This is a genomic window from Streptomyces sediminimaris, from assembly GCF_047049295.1.
Classification (GTDB): Bacteria; Actinomycetota; Actinomycetes; order Streptomycetales; family Streptomycetaceae; genus Streptomyces; species Streptomyces sediminimaris.
On sequence record NZ_JBJWOT010000001.1, the window covers coordinates 807,236 to 827,914 of the forward strand.

The window sequence follows — 20,679 nt, forward strand, 5'->3', positions numbered from 1 at the left end:
CCCCGGTCCGCCGGGGGCTGAACGGCCCATCCCCGCCGCCGACCCGGTCCCGGTCGGCCCCGCCTTCTCCCCTGTCCGGCCCATCCCGCGCCGCGCTGCGGACTGTCACGTTGGGCTCATCGAGACGACGAGGAGGTGCAGAGCGATGCCTGCAGGCAGGCGAACGACGAAGTGGCTGTGGCGGTGGCGGTCGAACCCGCTGCGCCGTCGCGAGGACGTTCTCGAGGCCTGGCTCGTGCTGGCCGTGTGGGCGATCATCGCCGTGGGCGGGACGCTCGCCGGTGTGGTCACCGCGCACGCCGCCGACGACGTCTTCGCACAGCAGCGCGCCGAGCGCGTACCCGTGGCGGCCGTCCTCGTCTCGGACACGACGCAGTCCGGAGCCAAGAACTACTACCGGGCCCTGGCCGAGGTCCGCTGGACCCTTCCGGACGGCTCCAGCCGGACCGGGAACACCCTGGTCGACACCGGGCTGAAGGCGGGATCGCACGTCGTGGTCTACACCGATGCGCGCGGTGAGCTGGCCACCCGGCCGCCGAGCCGGTCGGCCGGGGACGTGGAAGCGGCCGTGCTGGGGACCGGCGCCGCGCTCGGCGTGACCGGTCTGGTGCTCGGCGCCGGCGGCCTGGCCCGGCTGCGGCTCGACCGGCGGCGCGCCCGCCGGTGGGGCAGGGAATGGGCCATGGTCGGCCCGAAGTGGGGACACAAGACCGGCTGACCGCGGCCGGGGTGCCGCAGGCGCGCGGTGACGGAAGAGGCCGTCACCGCGCGCCGCGCCGCCCGGCAGCACGCCCGGATCCGCCGTACACGTGACCAGCGGCGCAGAAGCACCGATACTGCCGAATGTGGCTGTACGGATGCCAGATCGAACGCGTCTCACCAGGAGGATCCCGTGAAGATGTTGATCAATGTTCCGGAAACCGTGGTCGCGGACGCGCTGCGCGGCATGGCGGCCGCCCATCCGGAACTGGCCGTGGACGTGGAGAACCGGGTGATCGTGCGGCGGGACGCCCCCGTGGCCGGAAAGGTCGCCCTGGTCTCGGGCGGCGGCTCGGGGCACGAGCCGCTGCACGGCGGATTCGTGGGCCCCGGGATGCTGACGGGTGCCTGCCCGGGCGAGGTGTTCACCTCGCCGGTCCCGGACCAGATGGTGCGCGCCGCGGCCGCCGTGGACAGCGGTGCGGGCGTGCTGTTCATCGTGAAGAACTACACCGGTGACGTGCTCAACTTCGACATGGCCGCCGAGCTCGCCGAGGACGAGGGCGTCCAGGTCGCCAAGGTGCTCGTCAACGACGACGTGGCGGTCACCGACAGCCTCTACACCGCCGGGCGCCGGGGCACCGGGGCGACGCTGTTCGTGGAGAAGATCGCGGGCGCGGCGGCGGAGGAGGGGCAGCCGCTGGAGCGCGTGGAGGCGATCGCCCGGCAGGTCAACGAGAACTCCCGCAGCTTCGGCGTGGCGCTCAGCGCCTGCACCACGCCGGCCAAGGGCACGCCCACCTTCGACCTGCCGGCCGGCGAGCTGGAGCTGGGCGTCGGCATCCACGGGGAGCCCGGCCGGGAACGGCGGGCGATGATGACCTCGGGGGAGATCGCCGCGTTCGCGGTGGACGCGATCGTCGAGGACATGCCCCCGCGCAACCCCGTCCTCGTCCTGGTCAACGGCATGGGCGCGACGCCGCTGCTGGAGCTGTACGGCTTCAACGCCGAGGTGCAGCGGGTGCTCGCCGCGCGCGGCGTCGCCGTCGCCCGCACGCTGGTGGGCAACTACGTCACCTCGCTCGACATGGCCGGCGCCTCCGTCACCCTGTGCCAGGTCGACGAGGACCTGCTGCGCCTGTGGGACGCGCCGGTGAGGACGCCGGGGCTGCGCTGGGGCATGTAGACCGGCGGGCCGGGGTGTCAACGTACCTACCACGCAAGGAGATCCAGTGCTCGACGCCGATTTCTTCCGCCGTTGGATGACGGCGACCACCGCGTCCGTGGACCGCGAGGCGGAACGCCTCACCGCTCTCGACTCGCCCATCGGGGACGCCGACCACGGCAGCAATCTGCAGCGCGGGTTCCGGGCCGTGGCGGCGGCGCTGGAGAAGGAGGCGCCGCAGACGCCCGGGGCGGTCCTGGTGCTCGCCGGGCGGCAGCTGATCTCGACCGTCGGCGGCGCGTCGGGGCCGCTGTACGGCACGCTGCTGCGCCGCACGGGCAAGGCGCTCGGGGACGCCTCCGAGGTCGGCGAGGCGCAGCTCACCGAGGCACTGCGGGCCGGGGTGGACGCGGTCATGACGCTCGGCGGGGCCGCGCCGGGCGACAAGACCATGATCGACGCCCTGGTGCCGGCCGTGGAGGCGCTCGGTGACGGGGACTTCGCGGCGGCCCGGGCCGCCGCGGAGGAGGGCGCGCTCGCGACGACGCCGATGCTGGCCCGCAAGGGCCGTGCCAGCTATCTCGGCGAGCGCAGCATCGGTCACCAGGATCCGGGCGCCACCTCGTCGTCGCTGCTCGTCGCCGCTCTCGCGGAGGCCGACGGTGAGTGACGACAAGCAGGTCGGGATCGTGCTGGTGTCGCACAGCGCCGAGGTGGCCGCGTCCGTGGCCGAGCTGGCCAAGGGGCTCGCGGGCGGCGGGGTCTCGGTGCCCGTCGCCCCGGCGGGCGGCACCGAGGGCGGCGGCCTCGGCACCAGCTCGGAGCTGATCGCCGCCGCGGCCGCCTCCGTCGACCGGGGCGCCGGGGTCGCCGTGCTCACCGATCTCGGCAGCGCCGTGCTCACGGTGAAGGCGCTGCTCGCCGAGGGCGACGAGCTTCCCGGCAACACCCGGCTGGTGGACGCCCCGTTCGTGGAAGGGGCGGTGGCCGCGGTGGTCACCGCGGCGGCGGGCGCGGACCTCGCCGCGGTGGAGGCGGCGGCCGCGGAGGCGTACACCTACCGGAAGGTCTGACGAGCACCCGGCGGGAACGCCGACGGTGTGCTCCGTCCGGCCGGCGACGGGTGGGCGGCGGCCGGTCATCCGGAGTGCCCCCGCGATCACGGCGCCTCCCGGCTGCCGCCGGGAGGCTACTCGCCCTGGACGAAGCGTCGTGCCAGCCGCCGCCCCGCCGCGACGGCGGCGGCATGGCTCTCGATCGGCCTGGCCTGCGAGTTCTTGAAGACGATGTAGGTCACGCCCGAGGACACGCCGCCGCGGCGCGGGTCCGGGTCGATGCCCAGGGCCCGGGCGGTGGCGTAGGACGCCTCACCGATGAGGCCGCGCGGGCCGATGTCGCCCACCACCGCGTACTGCACCCGGCCGCGGTAGACGACGGCGGCGACGGAACCGCCGCGGACGCCGTCGTCGGCGGGGTCCCAGGCGGAGCCGGCGGCCGGCACGACGACGTACGGGAGGCGTTCGGCGTTCAGCGACCGTCCGTCGGACTGCCGGTAGGCGGTGGAGGCCGAGAACAGCGGATCGCTGCGGCGGTTGCAGTGCGGTCCGGGCTGTCCGTCGCAGTCGATGTCCATGTCGGCCTTCCAGAAGACGGCGTGCCGGGTGCCGCAGACCGCGACGCTCGCCCGCTTGCCGTGGTCGCTGCGGAAGCGCCCGTGCGAGATCCGGGTGCACTCACGCACCCTGGCCAGCAGGTCGGCGGCGCGGACGTCGCCCTCGCGCCGGGCGGTCAGCTCCACCGGGACACGGGGTTCGGCGACGGCCGCCATCGAGGGGGCGAGCAGGGCGACGCCGGCCACGGCCAGGGTCAGCGACTGGACACGCACGATGAAGAGCCCTTTCCTGAAGGAGCACTGACGGCCTATATGCCCGTTTTGTGCCGATGCGATGATGCGGCCACCGTAGGCGGGCCGGACCGGCACACGGGCTTCAGGCGACGCACGGCGTGGCGCGTGCGGACGAGCGGCGGGGGCCGGGCACCCGAACCTGCGTCGGCTCCGGCCACCCGGCCACCCGCGTCGGGCGCGGGAACAGCGACGACAGCGGTCCGCGCCACCGGCACAACTCACCAGCCCTCATGGAGAGTTCAGCCGTGAGGTGGTTCAGCATACGTAACTCCTCCGGCCGGCCACCAACACACCCGCCGACACGAGCGCGGCGCCGCCGCTCCCGCCGGCGGCGGCGGCACGGCCCCCACCGGCCGGATCCGCCTCGGCCCTCGGGCGGCCGGCTCCCGGGTGTACGGCGGGAGCGCACCGCGCGAGAGCCTCGCGCTCCTCCCCCGCCGACTGCAAGGCGGGCGTGAGACCACCGCGAGCGGATCCGGGCCCGGCTGCCCGAACGGCGCCCGGGGCGGCCGGTCGGCGCGGCGGACGGGGACGGCCGGGGCGGCCGGCCCTGACGGGACCGTGGCATGGGCCGGACGAAGGAATCCGTCACCTGCCCGGGGGCGGTGCGCGTGCGGGACCTGCCGCGGGGACGTTGGCTGCCCCTGAGACAGCACGGGCGTTTCCCGACCCCCGGCGGCGCAAGGGATGTACCGCCAACCGTGCCGTCGGAGGGCAGACCCATGCGCAACTCCCAGCCACTCGCCCGCTCGGCCCTGACCGCCGCAGCGGCCGCCGCGCTGCCGCTCGCCCTGGCCGCCACTCCGGCCGTGGCGCAGGGCTCGGGCATCTCGGTGAGCTCCAGCGGGTCCACGGTGTCGGTGACGACCACCCAGTGCTCCCGGACCAGCAGCAGCGGCAGCTGGGGCACCGCCTCCCTGCTCACCAGCACCCAGTCGAGCTTCGCCCAGGGGCGTCAGGTGTCGCTGTCGGGCACCACCGCCCTGCAGTCGGCGGCCTGGTCGAACGTGAGCCCCGGCACGTACACCGTGATCGTCCAGTGCTCGGCCACCAACAGCACCGCGGGCACCCAGTCGATCGTCGTCTCCCCCGCTTCCAAGCCCAGCATCTCGGCGACGGCCAGGCATTCGGCCTCGCCCACGCCCACGCCCTCGCTCGGCGTGGCGGGCGGCCTGGGCGGCGCGATCAAGGACTACGGGCCGGTCACGCTCGGGGTCGGCGCGGCCCTGGTGGGCACGGGCGTCATCGCCACGGGGTGGTACCTGCGCAAGCGCGCCAGGCCGCACCGCCTGTGACGGCCTCGCGCTCAGGCCGTCCCGGGGCGGGGCAGCTCGGCGAACTCCTCCAGGGCGTGCGTGAGCCACCGCGTCCAGAAGGTCTCCAGGTCGATCCCGGCGCGCAGCACGAGGTGCTGGAGCCGGTCGTGCGCGGTGTCCCTGCCGGGCGGGAAGTCGCGCCGCTCGATCTCCTCGTACTCGGCCAACTGGCGTCTGTGCAGCTCCAGATGGCGGCGCAGGTCGGCCTCGAGCCCGAACGTGCCCACCACGGCCGCCGCGCGCAGCCGCAGCAGCAGCGGGTCGCGGTGCGGCTTGGGGTCCTGGGAGGCGGCGGTCCAGCGGGCCAGTTCGGCGCGGCCCGCGGGCAGCACCTCGTAGCTCTTCTTCTGCCCGCGGGCGGGCTGCTTCGACGGCAGTGCCCGGATGTGCCCCTCGGCCTCCAGTCTTCCCAGCTCGCGATAGATCTGCTGATGCGTCGCCGACCAGAAGTAACCGATGGACCTGTCGAACCGGCGGGTCAGCTCCAGCCCGGAGGACGGCTTTTCCAGCAGGGCGGTCAGGATCGCGTGCGGGAGTGACATGGAGTCATCCTAAGGACGGCCCGATGGCCCTTGGAGGCCCCTAGAGGGCCGCGGCCAGCTCCGTGCCCTGCTTGACGGCCCGCTTGGCGTCGAGCTCGGCGGCCACGTCCGCGCCGCCGATCAGGTGCACGCTGCGGCCGGCCGCGAGCAGTTCCTCGTACAGGTCGCGGCGCGGCTCCTGTCCGGTGCACAGCACAATGGTGTCGACGGGCAGGACGGTGCTCTCCTCACCGACGGTGAGGTGCAGCCCGGCGTCGTCGATGCGGTCGTAGCGCACGCCCGGGACCATGGTGACGCCGCGGTGCCTGAGCTCGGTGCGGTGGATCCAGCCGGTGGTCCTGCCGAGACCCGCGCCGACCTTGGTGGGCTTGCGCTGGAGCAGGTGGACGGTGCGGGGCGGGACGGGACGCTCGGGGGCGCCGAGCCCGCCGGGGCGGCGGTAGTCCATGTCGACGCCCCACCGACGGAAGTAGGTCTCCGGGTCCTCGCTCGCCTTGTCCCCGCCGTCGGTCAGGTACTCGGCGACGTCGAAGCCGATGCCGCCCGCGCCGAGGATCGCGACGCGGTCGCCGACGTGCACCTCGTCGCGCAGCACGTCGAGGTAGCCGACGACGCTCGGGTGGTCGACGCCGGGGATGTCGGGGGTGCGCGGGGTGACTCCGGTGGCGACGACGACCTCGTCGTAGCCCGCCAGGTCACCGGAGCCGACCCGGGTGTCGAGGCGCACGTCCACGCCGTGGGCGCCGAGCCGGTGGCGGAAGTAGCGCAGGGTCTCGTCGAACTCCTGCTTGCCCGGCACCTTGCGGGCGACGTTGAGCTGGCCGCCGACCTCGCTCGCGGCGTCGTAGAGCGTGACCGCGTGGCCGCGCTCGGCCGCCGACACGGCGCAGGCGAGTCCGGCCGGTCCGGCGCCGACGACGGCGACGCGCTTCCTCGTCCGGGTCGGGGCGAGGACGAGTTCGGTCTCGTGGCAGGCGCGCGGGTTGACCAGGCAGGAGGTGATCTTCCCGCTGAAGGTGTGGTCGAGGCAGGCCTGGTTGCAGCCGATGCAGGTGTTGATGGCCTCCGGCGTGCCCGCCGCGGCCTTGGCGACGAAGTCGGGGTCGGCGAGCATCGGGCGGGCCATGGAGACCATGTCCGCGCGGCCCGTGGCGAGCAACTCCTCGGCCAACTCGGGGGTGTTGATGCGGTTGGTGGTCACCAGCGGGAGGGACACCTCGCCCATGAGCTTCTCGGTGACCCAGGTGTAGGCGCCGCGCGGCACGGAGGTGGCGATGGTGGGGATGCGGGCCTCGTGCCAGCCGATGCCGGTGTTGATGATCGTCGCCCCGGCGGCCTCGACGGCCCTGGCGAGGGTGATCACCTCGTCCAGCGTGGAGCCGCCCGGGACCAGGTCCAGCATGGACAGGCGGTAGATGACGATGAAGTCCTCGCCGACGGCCTCGCGCACGCGCCGGACGATCTCGACCGGGAAGCGCATGCGGTTGTCGTAGGAGCCGCCCCACCGGTCGGTGCGGTGGTTGGTGCCCGCGGCGGTGAACTCGTTGATGAGGTAGCCCTCGGAACCCATGATCTCGACGCCGTCGTAGCCGGCCTGCCGGGCCAGGCGGGCGGCGCGGGCGTAGTCGTCGATGGTGCGCTCGACGTCGGCGTCGGTGAGCTCGCGGGGCGGGAAGGGGCTGATCGGGGCCTGCAGCGGGCTCGGGGCGACCAGGTCCCGGTGGTAGGCGTAGCGCCCGAAGTGCAGGATCTGCATCGCGATCCGGCCGCCCTCGCGGTGCACGGCCCCGGTGATCTCGCGGTGCTGCTCGGCCTCCGCTTCGGTGGTGAGCCGGGCGCCGCCCTCGTACGGGCGGCCCTCGTCGTTGGGGGCGATGCCACCGGTGACGATCAGGCCCACTCCCCCGCGCGCCCGGGCGGCGTAGAAGGCCGCCATGCGCTCGAAGCCGCGTTCCGCCTCCTCCAGGCCCACGTGCATGGAGCCCATGAGGACGCGGTTGGGCAGCGTGGTGAAGCCCAGGTCCAGCGGGCTCAGCAGGTGCGGGTAACGGCTCATCGGGCCCCTCCGTGCGCGGTGTCGTGCCCACTGTTCTAGAGGCTCCGGAGAGGTTTTGCAACTAGTTGCATAAGCGGGGAGGGGTGATCCGGGCCACCCCGGCGCGCCGAGGCCCCGTGAGCCCCGAAGGCGCCGAGGTGGTCGCCCTCGCCCGGCAGCCGATCCGCCGCCCGAGCCGGTCCGGGACGGACGACTGCGAGCCTGCCCTGAGCTGCCTCGAGCACTGGCTCGGCGACCGCCGTCCGCCCGGTCGCTGCCGGCCGCGGCGGGTGCGGCGGGTGCGGCGGGTGCGGATGGTCCGACGGTCCGGGCCAGGACCGCGGGGGCGCCGGGCAGCGGCGGCCCGCTCGCGGCGGAGGGCACCCCGGCCACGGCGGGCTCCGGCGTACGCCGTGAGGGGTTGCACGGCCCGGACGGGCGCGCCCGCCCGGAGGTCCTGCCGGTGGTCAACGGGGCCGGCGGGCGGTGCCCGGTCCGCCGGCCTGAACCCGGGCGCGCCCTACGGCGTCACCGGCTCTCGAGACGCACGTGGAGTTCGCGCTCCTGGTCGCCGGAGGCCGAGGCGAGATCGCGGACGGTGAAGAGCGGATCGAGCGTGGAGCGCAGGCGTTCGATCGCCCAGTAGCCGCCCTGGGCGTCCACCTCCACGGAGGAGGACAGCGGAGCGGGCGGGGGACAGTCGTGGGCGTCGGTGACCTCGAAGGTGCCGAGCCAGACCATCGGGCGGGTCTCGTGGAGCTGCTTCGGCACCTCACCGGGAGCCCGGTCGGACTCGAAGCAGGTGCACAGCGCGTCGAAGACGATCCGGGCGTCCTCCTTGCTGCATCCACTGATCTCGAGGGATACGGGCTCCTCGTGCGCTCGCACACGGTCCATCGTGATCGCTCCTCTCGCGGGGGTGGCGCGGCGCCGCGAGTTCCCCGCGAACCACGCCACACCCCCAGAAAAGCACCCCTGTCCGGACCCGACCAGCGCGCGCCTCAGCCCTGTGTGAAGCGGTAGGTCCTGCTGTCCGTCAGCACACAGAACCCGGGCGACACGACGATCACGCGCAGGGTGCCGCTGCGGCGGTCGTAGTCGATGCCCTCCGCCTCGAAGGAGCCGGAGCAGGCGCTGCGCAACGGCAGCTGCCGCAGGGCCGTGACGTGGCCGGAGACGTCCGAGGTGCCGTTCGGCGCGGCCGACAGGCCGACCTGGAGCAGCGGCTTGGTCAGGCCGAACAGCGAGCCGTCCGGGTCGTCGGAGGAGCACAGCAGGGTCGTGGGGCCGGAGAAGTCGCAGCCCTGCACATCCCGTACGGCGTGGTCGAGGTGGACCGTCGAGACCTGCGGGAGGTCGGCCGAGGGCGAGGTGGCGGCGTTGACGCCCGGCGTCGGGAAGACCAGGAAGCGGCTCATCGTGCCGTACTCCCCCGACAGCATCCACTGCCCGTCCGGCGAGATCGCGACCCAGGAGTTGTTGAGCGCCTCGCCCGGGGCGAGCTTGTGCACGTACTCCGACCAGCCGCCGTCGGGCGCCTGGACGCGGTACATCTTCGCGTCGCCCGAGTCGGCCTGGTACGGCTCGACGACGTGGCCGTCGTAGGAGGCGTCGGGGTCACCGACGTGGTTCCAGCCCCGGCTGCGCACGCCGATGGGGATGGTGCCGATGCCGGTGTAGTGGTTGGGGCTGCCGGCGGGCACCTCGACGGAGGCGAGTCCCTGGCTCTCGGTCAGCGGGTCGGCGCGGTCGGAGCCCACCTCGTTCCAGGTGCCGGCGGCCGACGCGGGCGGGGCGGCGGACAGCACGGCGGCGGTCGCGAGGGCGAGCACCGCGGTCACGGCGGCATGACAACGTTGCCGGGCGCGCAGGGGCATGGGCGGACTCCTTCGTAGGGGGTGGGGCCGGCTCGGCGGACAGTCTGGCCCGGCCAGGTGGTCATGTACAGACCAGCCCGGTAACGGAGCCTTTCGGGTCGGCGACGCTGCGTGGCGGGTAGTGTCGTCACCGCTCGGGGGACGGCCCTGATCGTGTCGAGGGATGGTGGAGGTGGGCGAGAGGGGCGTCACAGCGACGGTTGAGCGCGGTAGAACTTGGGGAGTCGGCACGGGGGAACGACGTGCCGCGTGAGCGGGCGAAGGCGGTGCGTGGAATGAGTGCACCTGGTTTTCCGGTGGCCGGCGGCGAGGAGTCGGCACGGCCGAGCGGGCTGCTCGACGTGCTGGGCATGGCCTCGGTCGTCCTGGACGCCGAGGGCCGCGTCGTGCTCTGGAGCCCGCAGGCGGAGGAGCTGTTCGGCTATCCGGCCCACGAGGCCCTCGGCCAGTACGCGGCCCGGATCATGGTGCACGAGCAGCACCTCGACCTGGTGATCAAGCTCTTCGCCGACGTCATGCTCACCGGCCAGAGCTGGGCCGGGGCCTTCCCCATCCGGCGCAAGGATGGCAGCACGCGTCTGGTGGAGTTCCGCAACATGCGCCTGCTGGACGACCACGGCGACGTCTACGCGCTGGGCCTGTGCGCCGACCGGACCACCGTACGGCGGCTGGAACGGGACGTGGCGCTGTCCACCCGCATGATCGCCCAGTCCCCCATCGGCCTGGCCGTCCTGGACACCGATCTGCGCTACGTCTCGGTCAATCCGGCGCTGGAGGAGATCAACGGCAGGCCGGCCGAGGACCACGTCGGCCGCTCCATCCGCGAGGTCCTGCCGCACCTCGACGTCGACGCGATCGAGGCGGCGGCGCGCCAGGTGCTGGAGACCGGACGCCCGCTGGTGGACCGGCAGACCACCGGGCGGACCCCGGCCGAGCCCGAGGAGGACCGGGCCTGGTCGATCTCGCTGTACCGGCTGGACGACGCGGTCGGCACCGTGCTCGGACTGGCCGCCTCGGTGGTGGACGTCACCGAGCAGCACCGGGCGGCCGTCGAGGCGGAGGCCGCCCGGCGGCGGCTGCAGGTGATCGCGGACGCCTCGGCCCGGATCGGCACCACCCTGGAGCTGGAGCGCACCGCCCACGAGCTGGCCGACGTGGCCGTGCCGGAGCTCGCCGACATAGCGGCCGTGGACCTGCTCGACGCGGTGGTGCTGGGCAGACGCAGCAGCCTGGGCCCCGCGGAGTCCGCGGTGATCCGCGCGCTCGCCGTGCAGGCGGAGGAGGCGCCCGAGGCGCTGCGGGCCGCCGACCCGCCCGGGCAGGTGGCCCGGTACGGCCCCGACCGCCTCGTCACCGAGTGCGTGCGCACCGGCCGTCCGGTCCTGGTGCGACGGGTGGCGGCCGCGCACCTGCCCCGCATCGCCCGCTCGCCCGAGGCGGCGGAGCTGCTGGCCCGCGCGGGCGTCCACTCCTATCTCGCGGTGCCGCTGATCGCGCGCGGGGAGGTGCTCGGCGCGCTCGACCTCAAGCGCACGAACAACCCGCTGCCGTTCAGCGAGGACGACCTGCTGCTCGCCCGTGAGCTGGCGGCCCGCGCGGCCGTGCAGATCGACAACGCCCGCTGGTACCAGAACGCCCGCGACACGGCCCTCACCCTCCAGCGCAGTCTGCTGCCCAGCCACCCGTCGGTGACGGGCGGCCTGGAGGTCGCCTCCCGCTACCAGCCCGCGGGCGCCACCACCGAGGTCGGCGGCGACTGGTTCGACGTGATCCCGCTGGAGGGCGGCAAGACGGCGCTGGTCGTGGGCGACGTGATGGGCAGCGGCATCAGCGCCGCCGCCACCATGGGCCGGCTGCGCACCGCGACCAACACCCTCGCCTCCCTCGACCTCGACCCGGCCCGGCTCCTGGAACACCTCGACCGGATCACCCAGGACCTGGACCACTCCATCGCCACCTGTGTCTACGCCGTCCACGACCCCGGGCTGCGGCAGTGCCGGATCGCCAACGCGGGCCACCTGCCGCCGGCCCGGCTGCGCGCCGGGCGCGCCCCTGAGCTGCTCGACCTGCCCACCGGGGTACCGCTGGGCGTGGGCGGGGTGGCCTTCTCCACCACCACCGTCGACCTGGGGCCCGGCGACCGGCTGGTGTTCTACACCGACGGCCTGGTCGAGACCCGGCAGCATCCGCTCGACGAGCGCCTGGACGCGCTCCTGGCCCTCCTCGAAGGGCCCGACCGTCCGCTGGAGGAGGTCGCGGACCTGCTGCTGCGTACCCTGCACCAGCCGGACAACTCCGACGACGTGGCGCTGCTCATCGCCCGCGTGCAGAAGACGTGCTGATCAGCGGGGTTCACAGGTACTGATTACCCGTTCCTTATCGGCCTCGTCGGACAATCACCGGTAGGCGTGGCAGTCGAAGCCGTGGCCGTGGCCGATGGGAGCGAGCCGTGATGCACGAGCCGGACCAGGAACCCACCGCGGACATGGAAGTGATGACCGGCCCGGGCGGGGCGGACCGCGAGCGGCGGCCGTGGCGTCCGCGGTCGCGCCGCGCGCGTGCCGTGACCGCGGCGGCCACGGTCGTCGTCCTGGCCCTCGGCGGCAGCGTCGCCTACGCCGCCACGTCGGGCGGCTCGGGTCAGGGGGCCGTGCCCTCCGCGTCCGGATCCCCCTCACCCGGCGGACCCGGCGACCGCCACGGCGGCGGCCGCTGGTTCGGCGCGGGCGGCATGGGCGTGCACGGCGAGGCGACCGTCAAGGACCAGGACACCGGCAAGTGGATCGTACGGACCTGGCAGCGCGGCACCGTCGAGAAGATCGACGGCGACCAGGTCACCGTCAAGAGCGACGACGGCGCCTCGTGGACCTGGACCGTGAACTCCGGCACCACCGTCCTGCACGACGGCACGAAGGGCTCCGGCGCCGGCGCCCTCAAGAAGGGCGACACCGCCTTCCTCATCGGCACCCGCGCCGGAGACGGCACCAGGACCGCGACCCACGCCCTGCAGGGCACCTGGGACAGGGGCCCCGGCGGCGACCGTCACGGCATGTTCCCCGGCCACCGGAACTGGCGCATGCCCGCCCCGCTCGGGACCCCGTCGGGCGACGGCGCCACGACCTGACACCGGCCGCCCACCGCACCGGCGGCCGCAGGCGCGCACAACGGCGGCCGCCGCCGAACGCCCTCGCCGGGCACGCCGGGCAGCGGCATCACGCCCTGGCGCCGGCCGTCCGCAGCTGCCGGCAGCCGCAGGCGGCGCGCGCAACGGCGGCCACCGCCGAACGCCCTCGCCGGGCACGCCGGGCAGCGGCACCACGCCCTGGCGCCGGCCGTCCGCAGCTGCCGGCAGCCGCAGGCGGCGCGCGCAACGGCGGCCACCGCCGAACGCCCTCGGCAGGCACGCCGGGCAGCGGCACCACGCCCTGGCGCCGGCCGTCCGCAGCCGTGCCGGCAGCCGCAGGCGGCGCGCGCAACGGCGGCCGCCGCCGAACGCCCTCGGCAGGCACGCCGGGCAGCGGGCGGCACCACGCCCTGGCGCCGGCGTCCGCGGCCGTGCCGGACACGTGCGGGCGCCGGCAGCCGGGCACCTCAAGGCCCCACCGGCCCGTTTCCGCGCCGTCCCGGGCCCTCCGGTCCGGGCAGCGGCGCCACGGCCCCGCCCCGCCGGCTGCACGACGCGGCACGCACCCGGCGCGGCGCCCGGCCCCGCCGCCGGCGCGGCACCCGGCGCTACTCCCTGACGCCGATCACGACGTTGGCGTACAGCTCTTCCGAGACCGCGAGGCGTGGTGCCAGACCGCTCGCCGCGAAGGTCTCCAGGGCCGCAGCGGCCTGGCGTTCGCTCGTCTCGACCAGGACGCAGCCGCCGGGCGCGAGCCAGGCGGGGGCCTCGGTGGCGACGCGGCGCAGGACGTCGAGGCCGTCGGCGCCGCCGTCCAGCGCGGTGCGGGGCTCGTGGTCGCGGGCCTCCGCGGGCAGGAGGCCGACCTCGTCCGTGGGGACGTAGGGGACGTTGGCCGCGAGGATGTCGATCCGGCCGCGCAGGTCGTCCGGCAGCGCCGTGAACAGGTCGCCCTGGTGGACCTGGCCGCCGACGTTGCGGCGGGCGCAGCGCACCGCGGCCGGGTCGAGGTCGGCGGCGTGCAGTTCCACGGGGCCGAGGGCGGAGGCGAGCGCCGCGCCCACCGCGCCCGAACCGCAGCACAGGTCGACCACGACGGAGGCGTCCGGGACCTGGACGAGGGCCTGTTCGACGAGGAACCCGGTACGGCGGCGGGGCACGAAGACGCCGGGTTCCACGACGATGCGCAGCCCGCGGAACTCCGCCCAGCCGACGACGAGTTCGAGGGGCAGCCCGCCGGCCCGGCGGTCGACCAGGACGGCCAGTTCCCCCGGCGTACGGGCGGCGGCGAGGATCAACTCGGCCTCCTCCTCGGCGAAGACACAGCCCGCGGCGCGCAGGGCGGCCACGACGGAGTCACGGGTGGAGGGCGACGGCGGGGAGGAGGAAGACAGTGGTGGCATGGAAGCCGAGAGCCTTTCGGTGAGTCGAAGGGCGCTCCCGCGGCCGCCTACGGGCGGCGACGCACGTGTTCCGAGGGGAGAGCACCCGACCTGCGCACTGCGGAAATGGGTCTCACCTCCCCTGTCTCCGGGGGCCGGGACGTTCCCGGGCCGGACCGACACATTACCCCAACCACCGGGCCCGAGTTGTACTCTGCAACCAAGAGACCGCGGGGCGTTCCGGGGCCGGGGTGAGTCGCGTGGGTGAGGGAGGTCCGGTGGAAGCGGACGAGGCCGTGGAGACGATCCAGCGCGAGATGACGGCCTTCGCCCGCCGCGCCCGTGCGTCGGCGGGCCGGATGCACCCCGAGCTGTCGTTGGTCTCGTACACGCTGCTCGGGCATCTGGAGGAGAGCGGCGGCTGCCGCGCCACCGATCTGGCGGAGCACTACGCCCTCGACAAGTCGACCGTCAGCCGCCAGGTGGCCGCGCTCGAGCGGGCCCGCCTCATCGAGCGTCGCGTGGACCCGGACGACCACCGCGTCCAGGTCCTGCACCTGACCGAGACGGGCACCCGGATCCTGGCGCGGGTCACCGACAGCCGCCGGGCGGCCTTCCGGGAGCGGCTGGCGGACTGGCCGAAGGAGGACCTGGAGCGGTTCGCCGGCTATCTCGCGCGCTACAACGCGTGGACGCGCCCCGAGAGCGACGCCTGACCGGCGCCAACGGCGAACGGCGGGCCGCAGACCGCAGACCGCAGACCGCACGACGACGGCCGGGGAGCAGGGGTTCCGCACGGCCGCGGAGATCGCGGGCCCCGAACAGGAGCACGGCCGGAGAGCACGTACGGTTGACCACGTGAACGCTCGCCCCCGTCCCGCTGGATCCGCATGAACGTCACCCGAGGCTTCACCGGACGCCCCCGCGCCCACCTCCCGGGCCTGCCGCCCGGCCAGTACGACGCGGGCGACGACTGGCCCGTCCTGTCCGCCGAGGTCACGCCCGAACTGGCGCCCACCGACTGGACCTTCCGCGTCGACGGACTCGTGGAGAGGCCGCGCACCTGGGACTGGGAGCAGGCACACGCGCTGCCGGCGTCGGCGTACGAGGGCGACATCCACTGCGTGACCGGCTGGTCGAAGTTCGGGGTGCGGTTCGGGGGCGTGTCCCTGGACGCCTTCCTCGATGTGGTGCGGCCCCACCGGTCGGCCACCCATGCCGTCGCGTACTCCCACACCGGATACACCTCCAGCCTCCCGCTCGCGGACGTGACCGGCGGGCGGGCCTGGATCGCCTGGGAGTACGGCGGAGAGCCGCTCGCCCCGGAGCACGGGGGGCCCGCCCGGCTGCTGGTCCCCCATCTGTACTTCTGGAAGAGCGCCAAGTGGGTCGCCGGCCTGAGGCTGCTCGACCACGACGAGCCGGGCTTCTGGGAGCAGAACGGCTACCACACGCGCGGCAACCCCTGGCGGGAGCAGCGGTACTCCGGTGACTGAGACGACCCCCACGTCCGCCGCCCCGCCGACCCGTTTCGCGGTGCCCGGCCGCATCGCCGTCGACGACCGCGCCGCCTCGGTGTGGCACACGGCCACGCTCACCGAGATCCGCCGCGAGACGCCGCGGGCGGCCACCTTCCGGTTCGCGGTACCCGGCTGGGGCGGGCACCTGCCCGGCCAGCACCTGATGCTGCGGCTGACCGCCGAGGACGGTTACGTGGCCCAGCGCCACTATTCCATCGCGTCGGCCCCCGACGACTCCGGGCATGTGGAGCTGACCCTGGACCAGGTGGCGGACGGCGAGGTCTCGGGCTGGTTCCACACGGTGGCCGAGCCCGGCGACCGGATCGAGGTGCGCGGCCCGCTGAGCGGTTTCTTCGCCTGGCCGGGCGACCGGGCCGCGCTGCTGCTCGGGGCCGGCTCCGGGGTCGTGCCGCTGATGTCGATGGTGCGGCACCACCGGGCGCGTGCCCTGGGCGTACCGCTGCGGCTGCTGGTCTCCGCGCGCAGCCCCGAGGAGCTCATCTACGCGCGGGAGTTCGGCGCGGAGACGACGCCGGTCTTCACACGGAGTGCCCCGGCGGGGGTGCCGGTAGGGCGTATGGCCGCCGCACATGTGGGGCCGCTCCTGGCCGAGCGGCCGCCGGGTGGGTGGGAGGCCTATGTCTGCGGCTCCAACGCCTTCGCCGAGCACGCCTCACGGCTGCTGGTCGAGGCCGGCCAGCCGGTGGACCGGATCCGTATCGAACGCTTCGGGTGACGTGGCGCAAACCACTGCCTCGCGGCGGCCCCCGGGTGACCGAACCGCGTCCCGGGGGGTACCCCCTCTCCTGAGGGCACTCGCGCGCATACGCGATACGGAGGGACAATACGAACCAGGCAGGAAACGGCCCCTCCGGCTTCCGTGACGGCGAGGAGGTCGACATGCGGACCCGGATGCGCGGCTGGCGCTGGCGGCGCAATCCGCTGCGGCGCCGGTCGGACGTGATCGAGGCGTGGACGGCGCTGGTCTTCGCCGTCCTGCTGCTGATGGGCGCGCCGCTGGCGGGAGCGCTCACCGGCTGGTGGGCGCACGACGAGGCGCGGGCCGTCGCCGCGGCGCAGCGCGCCGACCGGCACCGGGTGCGGGCCGAGGTCGTCGGCAGGACGCCCGACCGGCTGCCCACCGCGCAGGGCGGCCGGCAGCACTCGTACCGCGCGCAGGTGCGCTGGACGGATCCGGCCACCGGGACGCACACCACGACGGCCCGGGTACCGGCGGGCACCCGGCACGGCGACAAGGTGGTCGTCTGGTTCGACGCCAAGGGGCGCAGCGTCCCCCCGCCGCCCGGCAGCACCGCGATCTGGCAGCACACGGTGACCCTCGGCGTGGCCGCCGCGGGCGGCACGGCCGCCGCGGTGCTCCTGGCCAACGCCGTCGTCCGCCGCGTGTCCACCCGCCACCGGCTGGCCGAATGGGAGCGGGAGTGGGCACGGACCGAGCCGGAGTGGACGCGGCGCCGCGCGTGACCGGGCCCCGGCGGTGACACGGGCGTCCCGGAGGGGCCTGGCGGGTGGCTGCACCACCCACGTACGGTGTGATCACCGGCACTGTCCCTCCACAAAGGCGGTCCTCCATGGCCCTGTTCGACCTACCGCTCGACGAGCTCCGCGAGTACCGCAGCGCCTCCGCCGAGCCCGAGGACTTCGACGCCCTCTGGTCCAAGACCCTCCAGGAGGCCCGTGAGCACGACCTGGACGCCCGCTTCGAACCGGTCGACACGGGCCTGACGACGGTCCAGGTGTACGACGTGACCTTCGCGGGCTTCGGCGGGCACCCGGTCAAGGGCTGGCTGACGCTGCCCTCGGCGGCGACGGAGCCGCTGCCGCTGGTCGTCGAGTTCATCGGCTACGGCGGCGGGCGCGGCCTGCCGCACGAGCACCTGCTGTGGGCTTCCACCGGCCGGGCGCACTTCGTGATGGACACGCGCGGGCAGGGCAGCGCGTGGGGCGGGGGCGGCGGCACCCCCGACCCGGTGGGCGGCGCCCCCGCCTACCCCGGTTTCATGACCCGCGGCATCGACGCGCCCGAGAACTACTACTACCGCCGGGTCTTCACGGACGCGGTGCGCGCCGTGGAGGCGGCCCGCTCGCACCCGCTGACCGACGCCTCCCGCACGGTCGCCCTGGGCGCCAGCCAGGGCGGCGGCATCACCATCGCGGTGGGGGGCCTGGTCCCGGACCTGACCGCGGTCGCGCCGGACGTGCCGTTCCTGTGCGACTACCCGCGCGCCGCGACGCTGACGGACCGCCACCCCTACCGTGAGATCGGCCTCTTCCTCAAGACCCACCGCGGCCGCACCGACGACACCCTGCGCACCCTGTCCTACTTCGACGGCGTCCACTTCGCCTCCCGAGGCAGCTGCCCCGCCCTGTTCTCGGCGGCCCTGGAGGACCAGACCTGCCCGCCCTCCACCGTCTTCGCCGCCTTCAACGCCTGGGCGCACAAGGACAGAAAGATCGAGGTCTACGACTTCAACGACCATGAGGGCGGCGGGCCCTACCAGGTCGCGGCAAAGCTCCAGTGGCTGCGGTCGTACGTCTGAGGGCGCCGGGACATGCGCACACGTGAGGCCGCCGAGCGCTTCGTCCGGGTCTGGGAGCGGGCCTGGGCCGTGCACGACGTGGCGGCGCTGCTGGAGCTGTACGCCGAGAACTGCGTGCATCGCTCGATGCCGTTCCGGGAACCGCACCGCGGGCGGGACGAACTGGCCGCCTATCTGCGCCGGTCGTTCACGCAGGAGCGGGTGACGGACGTGCGGTTCTCGCCACCGCTCGTCGGTCCGGGCGGTCTCGCCGTGGCCGAGTTCCGGGTGCTCGCCGAGGAGGACGGGGTCGCGTCCGCCCTCGCGGGCTGCGTGTTCGCACGCTTCGACGACACCGGCCTGGCCGTCGAGACCCGGGACTACTGGCATCTGGCCGACGGTCACCGCGAGCCAACGGAGAAGCTCTTCCTGTTGTGACCTTCCCTCCAGTCCGACCAGTCGGTACGTTCTCCATCAGCCCGGGCCGCAGGGTCGCGGCCCGGGTTCCCGGCGGACGACGGAGGACCCCATGGCGGAGCGTGAGCCACAGGTGCACGGTTACTGCGACGAGCGGTTCACGGCGGTACGGACGGCACTGGAGGAGAACTTCCGGGACCGCGCCGAGCTCGGCGCCGCGGTCACCGTCAGAGTCGGCGGCGAGGCGGTGGTGGACCTGTGGGGCGGCTGGGCCGACGCGGCCCGCACCCGGCCCTGGGAACACGACACCCTGGTCAACGTCTGGTCGACGACGAAGGGACCGGTCGCGCTGTGCGCGCACATCCTCGCCGACCGGGGACTGCTCGACTTCGACGCGCCGGTGGCCGCCTACTGGCCCGAGTTCGCCGCCGCGGGCAAGGAGAAGGTCCTCGTACGGCATCTGCTGTCCCACCGCGCGGGGCTGTCCGGCCTGCGGGAGCCGCACTCGCTCGAGCAGCTCTACGACTGGGAGCTGACCACCCGGCGGCTCGCCGCGACCGAGCCCTGGTGGGAGCCCGGGACACGCTCCGGATACCACGCCCTCACCTACGGCTTCCTGGTCGGGGAGGTCGTGCGGCGCGTCTCGGGGCTGCGGCCGGGCGCCTTCCTGGAGCGGGAGGTGACCGGTCCGCTGGGCATCGACTTCCGCATCGGGCTGCCGGAGAAGGAGTTCGGGCGGGCCGCCGAGCTGGTGCGTCCGCCGGCCGCGCCCAGCAGCGAACAGGCTGCGGTCTTCAGCCGGTTGACGCCCGCGGCCCTGGCCGCACTGACCAACCCGCCGGTCGGCGCCGACGAGGCCAACACGCCCGGGTGGCGGGCCGCCGAGATCCCGGCCGCGAACGGGCACGGCACGGCACGGGCGGTCGCCGCGCTCTACGGCGTCTTCGCGGACCGGGGGTCCTGCGACGGCCATCGCGTCCTGTCGCCCGAGGCGGCCGAGCGGGTGCGCGAGGGGCAGGGCAGCTGCCGGGACCTGGTGCTCGGCGCCGGGTTCGAGGGCGAGACGGAGGCCGGGCTCGGACTGTGGCTCAGCGGCACCAACGGCTCCTACGGCCCCAACCCGCGCGCTTTCGGACACGACGGCTTCGGCGGCTCCTGCGGTCTCGCCGACCCGGAGGCGGGCGTGTCCCTGGGCTATGTGATGAACCGGATGGGGCCTCATATCGCCGACGACCCGCGGAAGATGGCACTGGTCGACGCCGTCTACAGCGCCCTCTGAGCGGCGGTGCGCGCGGGCCGGTTTCGGCCGAACCGGCGGACTGCTCTTCCTTCTTGGTTTAGACCAATGCTAGATCTGGTGGCGCACTGAGTCCGCACGGCTACGGCATGTCACCAACAGGAGGCGCGGCATGGCCCGCACCACCCCGCACGACCCTCCCCTGCCCGAGAAGGAGCCGCTGTACTGGCGCGTCGCGACACGGTTGCGCGGCGAGCTGCGCGACGGCGGCATCCCGCCCGGTGAACGGCTGCCGGCCGAGCGGCATCTCGCCGAGCACTTCGACGTCAGCAGGGAGACCATCCGGCAGGCGCTGGAGGTGCTGCGCCGGGACGGCGTGGTCGCCACCGACCGGCGGGGCAGCCACGCCACCCTGCCCGGGCCTGCGGTGCAGAGCCCGTCCTCGCTGGCCTTCCCCGTCGGCGCCCGGGCCGCGGACCCGGGCGCCCTCGACCGGGCCAGGGTCACCTGGGAGACGCCGCCGCCGGAGCACGCCGAGGCCCTGGGGCTCGCCCCGCACCGCCCTACCCTGGTGCACCGCTACGAGTCGGCGGGCGCCGACGGCCGTGGCCGCCGCACGGCCATGACGTCGTTCTCCGCGGTGGCCCTCTGCGAGGTCGAGGAACTGCGCCGCTACCGCGGCCGCGCCGACGGCGCCTGCTCGGCCCAGCTGCGCCGCGCCTACGACTGGATGCGCAGGGCGGGCCTGACGCTGCACCACCGGGACACCATCACCCCGCTCCCGGACACGCCCTCGGTACGGGTGACCCGGCGCGTGCACGACCAGTACGCCCGCCCGCTGGAGATCACCGACCTGGTGGTGGACGCCCAGCCGGACGCCCTGGTCTACGAGTTCACGCTGCCCGCGGCGGGCTGAACG

Annotated in this window: 21 protein-coding genes; 15 read left to right on the forward strand and 6 right to left on the reverse strand. The window is 74.4% G+C overall.

The window, feature by feature from the left end; genetic code table 11:
- Nucleotides 1-145: 145 nt before the first annotated feature.
- From ACJ9NR_RS03760 to ACJ9NR_RS03775, 4 genes are all read left to right on the forward strand, one after another.
- Nucleotides 146-718 (forward strand): Rv1733c family protein, encoded by a 573-nt coding sequence (locus ACJ9NR_RS03760; RefSeq protein WP_412489783.1) that lies wholly within the window; start codon nucleotides 146-148, stop codon nucleotides 716-718.
- A 174-nt stretch (nucleotides 719-892) separates the two neighbouring features.
- Entirely contained in the window at nucleotides 893-1,885 is a 993-nt protein-coding gene (dhaK, locus tag ACJ9NR_RS03765; RefSeq protein WP_412489782.1) for a dihydroxyacetone kinase subunit DhaK, read from the forward strand.
- Between the two features lie 46 nt (nucleotides 1,886-1,931).
- Nucleotides 1,932-2,534, forward strand: coding sequence for a dihydroxyacetone kinase subunit DhaL (gene dhaL, locus ACJ9NR_RS03770; RefSeq protein WP_412489781.1), 603 nt, complete (start codon nucleotides 1,932-1,934; stop codon nucleotides 2,532-2,534).
- Nucleotides 2,527-2,937 (forward strand): PTS-dependent dihydroxyacetone kinase phosphotransferase subunit DhaM, encoded by a 411-nt coding sequence (locus ACJ9NR_RS03775; protein WP_412489780.1) that lies wholly within the window; start codon nucleotides 2,527-2,529, stop codon nucleotides 2,935-2,937. The genes dhaL and ACJ9NR_RS03775 overlap by 8 nt, the downstream gene beginning before the upstream one ends.
- Nucleotides 2,938-3,053: 116 nt before the next feature.
- Here ACJ9NR_RS03775 and ACJ9NR_RS03780 read toward each other — a convergent pair whose 3' ends face one another.
- Nucleotides 3,054-3,749, reverse strand: coding sequence for a glycoside hydrolase family 75 protein (locus ACJ9NR_RS03780; protein WP_412489779.1), 696 nt, complete (start codon nucleotides 3,747-3,749; stop codon nucleotides 3,054-3,056).
- 743 nt (nucleotides 3,750-4,492) lie between these two features.
- On the opposite strand from ACJ9NR_RS03780, the gene ACJ9NR_RS03785 reads away from it, so the two are divergent.
- Nucleotides 4,493-5,065, forward strand: coding sequence for a hypothetical protein (locus ACJ9NR_RS03785; protein ID WP_412489778.1), 573 nt, complete (start codon nucleotides 4,493-4,495; stop codon nucleotides 5,063-5,065).
- Between the two features lie 11 nt (nucleotides 5,066-5,076).
- Here ACJ9NR_RS03785 and ACJ9NR_RS03790 read toward each other — a convergent pair whose 3' ends face one another.
- The 4 genes from ACJ9NR_RS03790 to ACJ9NR_RS03805 form a co-directional block, all read right to left on the reverse strand.
- Entirely contained in the window at nucleotides 5,077-5,628 is a 552-nt protein-coding gene (locus ACJ9NR_RS03790; protein WP_412489777.1) for a PadR family transcriptional regulator, read from the reverse strand.
- 40 nt (nucleotides 5,629-5,668) lie between these two features.
- Nucleotides 5,669-7,684, reverse strand: a complete 2,016-nt coding sequence (locus tag ACJ9NR_RS03795; RefSeq protein WP_412489776.1) for an oxidoreductase — start codon at nucleotides 7,682-7,684, stop codon at nucleotides 5,669-5,671.
- A gap of 507 nt (nucleotides 7,685-8,191) precedes the next feature.
- Complete coding sequence (locus ACJ9NR_RS03800; RefSeq protein ID WP_412489775.1) at nucleotides 8,192-8,560, reverse strand: hypothetical protein; 369 nt, start codon at nucleotides 8,558-8,560, stop codon at nucleotides 8,192-8,194.
- Between the two features lie 104 nt (nucleotides 8,561-8,664).
- Nucleotides 8,665-9,540: a hypothetical protein gene (locus ACJ9NR_RS03805; protein WP_412489774.1), complete on the reverse strand. Its 876-nt coding sequence runs from the start codon at nucleotides 9,538-9,540 to the stop codon at nucleotides 8,665-8,667.
- A gap of 275 nt (nucleotides 9,541-9,815) precedes the next feature.
- On the opposite strand from ACJ9NR_RS03805, the gene ACJ9NR_RS03810 reads away from it, so the two are divergent.
- Together ACJ9NR_RS03810 and ACJ9NR_RS03815 are read left to right on the forward strand one after the other, a co-directional pair.
- Nucleotides 9,816-11,882: a SpoIIE family protein phosphatase gene (locus tag ACJ9NR_RS03810; RefSeq protein WP_412489773.1), complete on the forward strand. Its 2,067-nt coding sequence runs from the start codon at nucleotides 9,816-9,818 to the stop codon at nucleotides 11,880-11,882.
- A 110-nt stretch (nucleotides 11,883-11,992) separates the two neighbouring features.
- A complete protein-coding gene (locus ACJ9NR_RS03815) occupies nucleotides 11,993-12,664 on the forward strand; it encodes a hypothetical protein (RefSeq protein WP_412490520.1) in 672 nt (223 codons plus the stop codon).
- A 608-nt stretch (nucleotides 12,665-13,272) separates the two neighbouring features.
- Here the strand turns inward: ACJ9NR_RS03815 and ACJ9NR_RS03820 are convergent.
- Nucleotides 13,273-14,067, reverse strand: coding sequence for a putative protein N(5)-glutamine methyltransferase (locus tag ACJ9NR_RS03820; RefSeq protein WP_412489772.1), 795 nt, complete (start codon nucleotides 14,065-14,067; stop codon nucleotides 13,273-13,275).
- 257 nt (nucleotides 14,068-14,324) lie between these two features.
- Between ACJ9NR_RS03820 and ACJ9NR_RS03825 the strand changes: the two genes are divergently transcribed.
- From ACJ9NR_RS03825 to ACJ9NR_RS03860, 8 genes are all read left to right on the forward strand, one after another.
- Nucleotides 14,325-14,762, forward strand: a complete 438-nt coding sequence (locus ACJ9NR_RS03825; protein WP_412489771.1) for a MarR family winged helix-turn-helix transcriptional regulator — start codon at nucleotides 14,325-14,327, stop codon at nucleotides 14,760-14,762.
- 174 nt (nucleotides 14,763-14,936) lie between these two features.
- Nucleotides 14,937-15,542, forward strand: coding sequence for a sulfite oxidase-like oxidoreductase (locus tag ACJ9NR_RS03830; RefSeq protein WP_412489770.1), 606 nt, complete (start codon nucleotides 14,937-14,939; stop codon nucleotides 15,540-15,542).
- Nucleotides 15,535-16,302, forward strand: coding sequence for a ferredoxin reductase (locus tag ACJ9NR_RS03835; RefSeq protein ID WP_412489769.1), 768 nt, complete (start codon nucleotides 15,535-15,537; stop codon nucleotides 16,300-16,302). The genes ACJ9NR_RS03830 and ACJ9NR_RS03835 overlap by 8 nt, the downstream gene beginning before the upstream one ends.
- 164 nt (nucleotides 16,303-16,466) lie before the next feature.
- Nucleotides 16,467-17,051: an Rv1733c family protein gene (locus ACJ9NR_RS03840; protein WP_412489768.1), complete on the forward strand. Its 585-nt coding sequence runs from the start codon at nucleotides 16,467-16,469 to the stop codon at nucleotides 17,049-17,051.
- 107 nt (nucleotides 17,052-17,158) lie between these two features.
- A complete protein-coding gene (locus ACJ9NR_RS03845; protein WP_412489767.1) occupies nucleotides 17,159-18,127 on the forward strand; it encodes an acetylxylan esterase in 969 nt (322 codons plus the stop codon).
- Between the two features lie 12 nt (nucleotides 18,128-18,139).
- A complete protein-coding gene (locus ACJ9NR_RS03850; RefSeq protein WP_412489766.1) occupies nucleotides 18,140-18,544 on the forward strand; it encodes a nuclear transport factor 2 family protein in 405 nt (134 codons plus the stop codon).
- A 91-nt stretch (nucleotides 18,545-18,635) separates the two neighbouring features.
- The gene (locus ACJ9NR_RS03855) at nucleotides 18,636-19,802 is read left to right on the forward strand and encodes a serine hydrolase domain-containing protein (RefSeq protein ID WP_412489765.1); all 1,167 of its coding nucleotides are present in this window, start codon (nucleotides 18,636-18,638) and stop codon (nucleotides 19,800-19,802) included.
- A gap of 130 nt (nucleotides 19,803-19,932) precedes the next feature.
- A complete protein-coding gene (locus ACJ9NR_RS03860; protein WP_412489764.1) occupies nucleotides 19,933-20,676 on the forward strand; it encodes a GntR family transcriptional regulator in 744 nt (247 codons plus the stop codon).
- Nucleotides 20,677-20,679 lie beyond the last annotated feature (3 nt).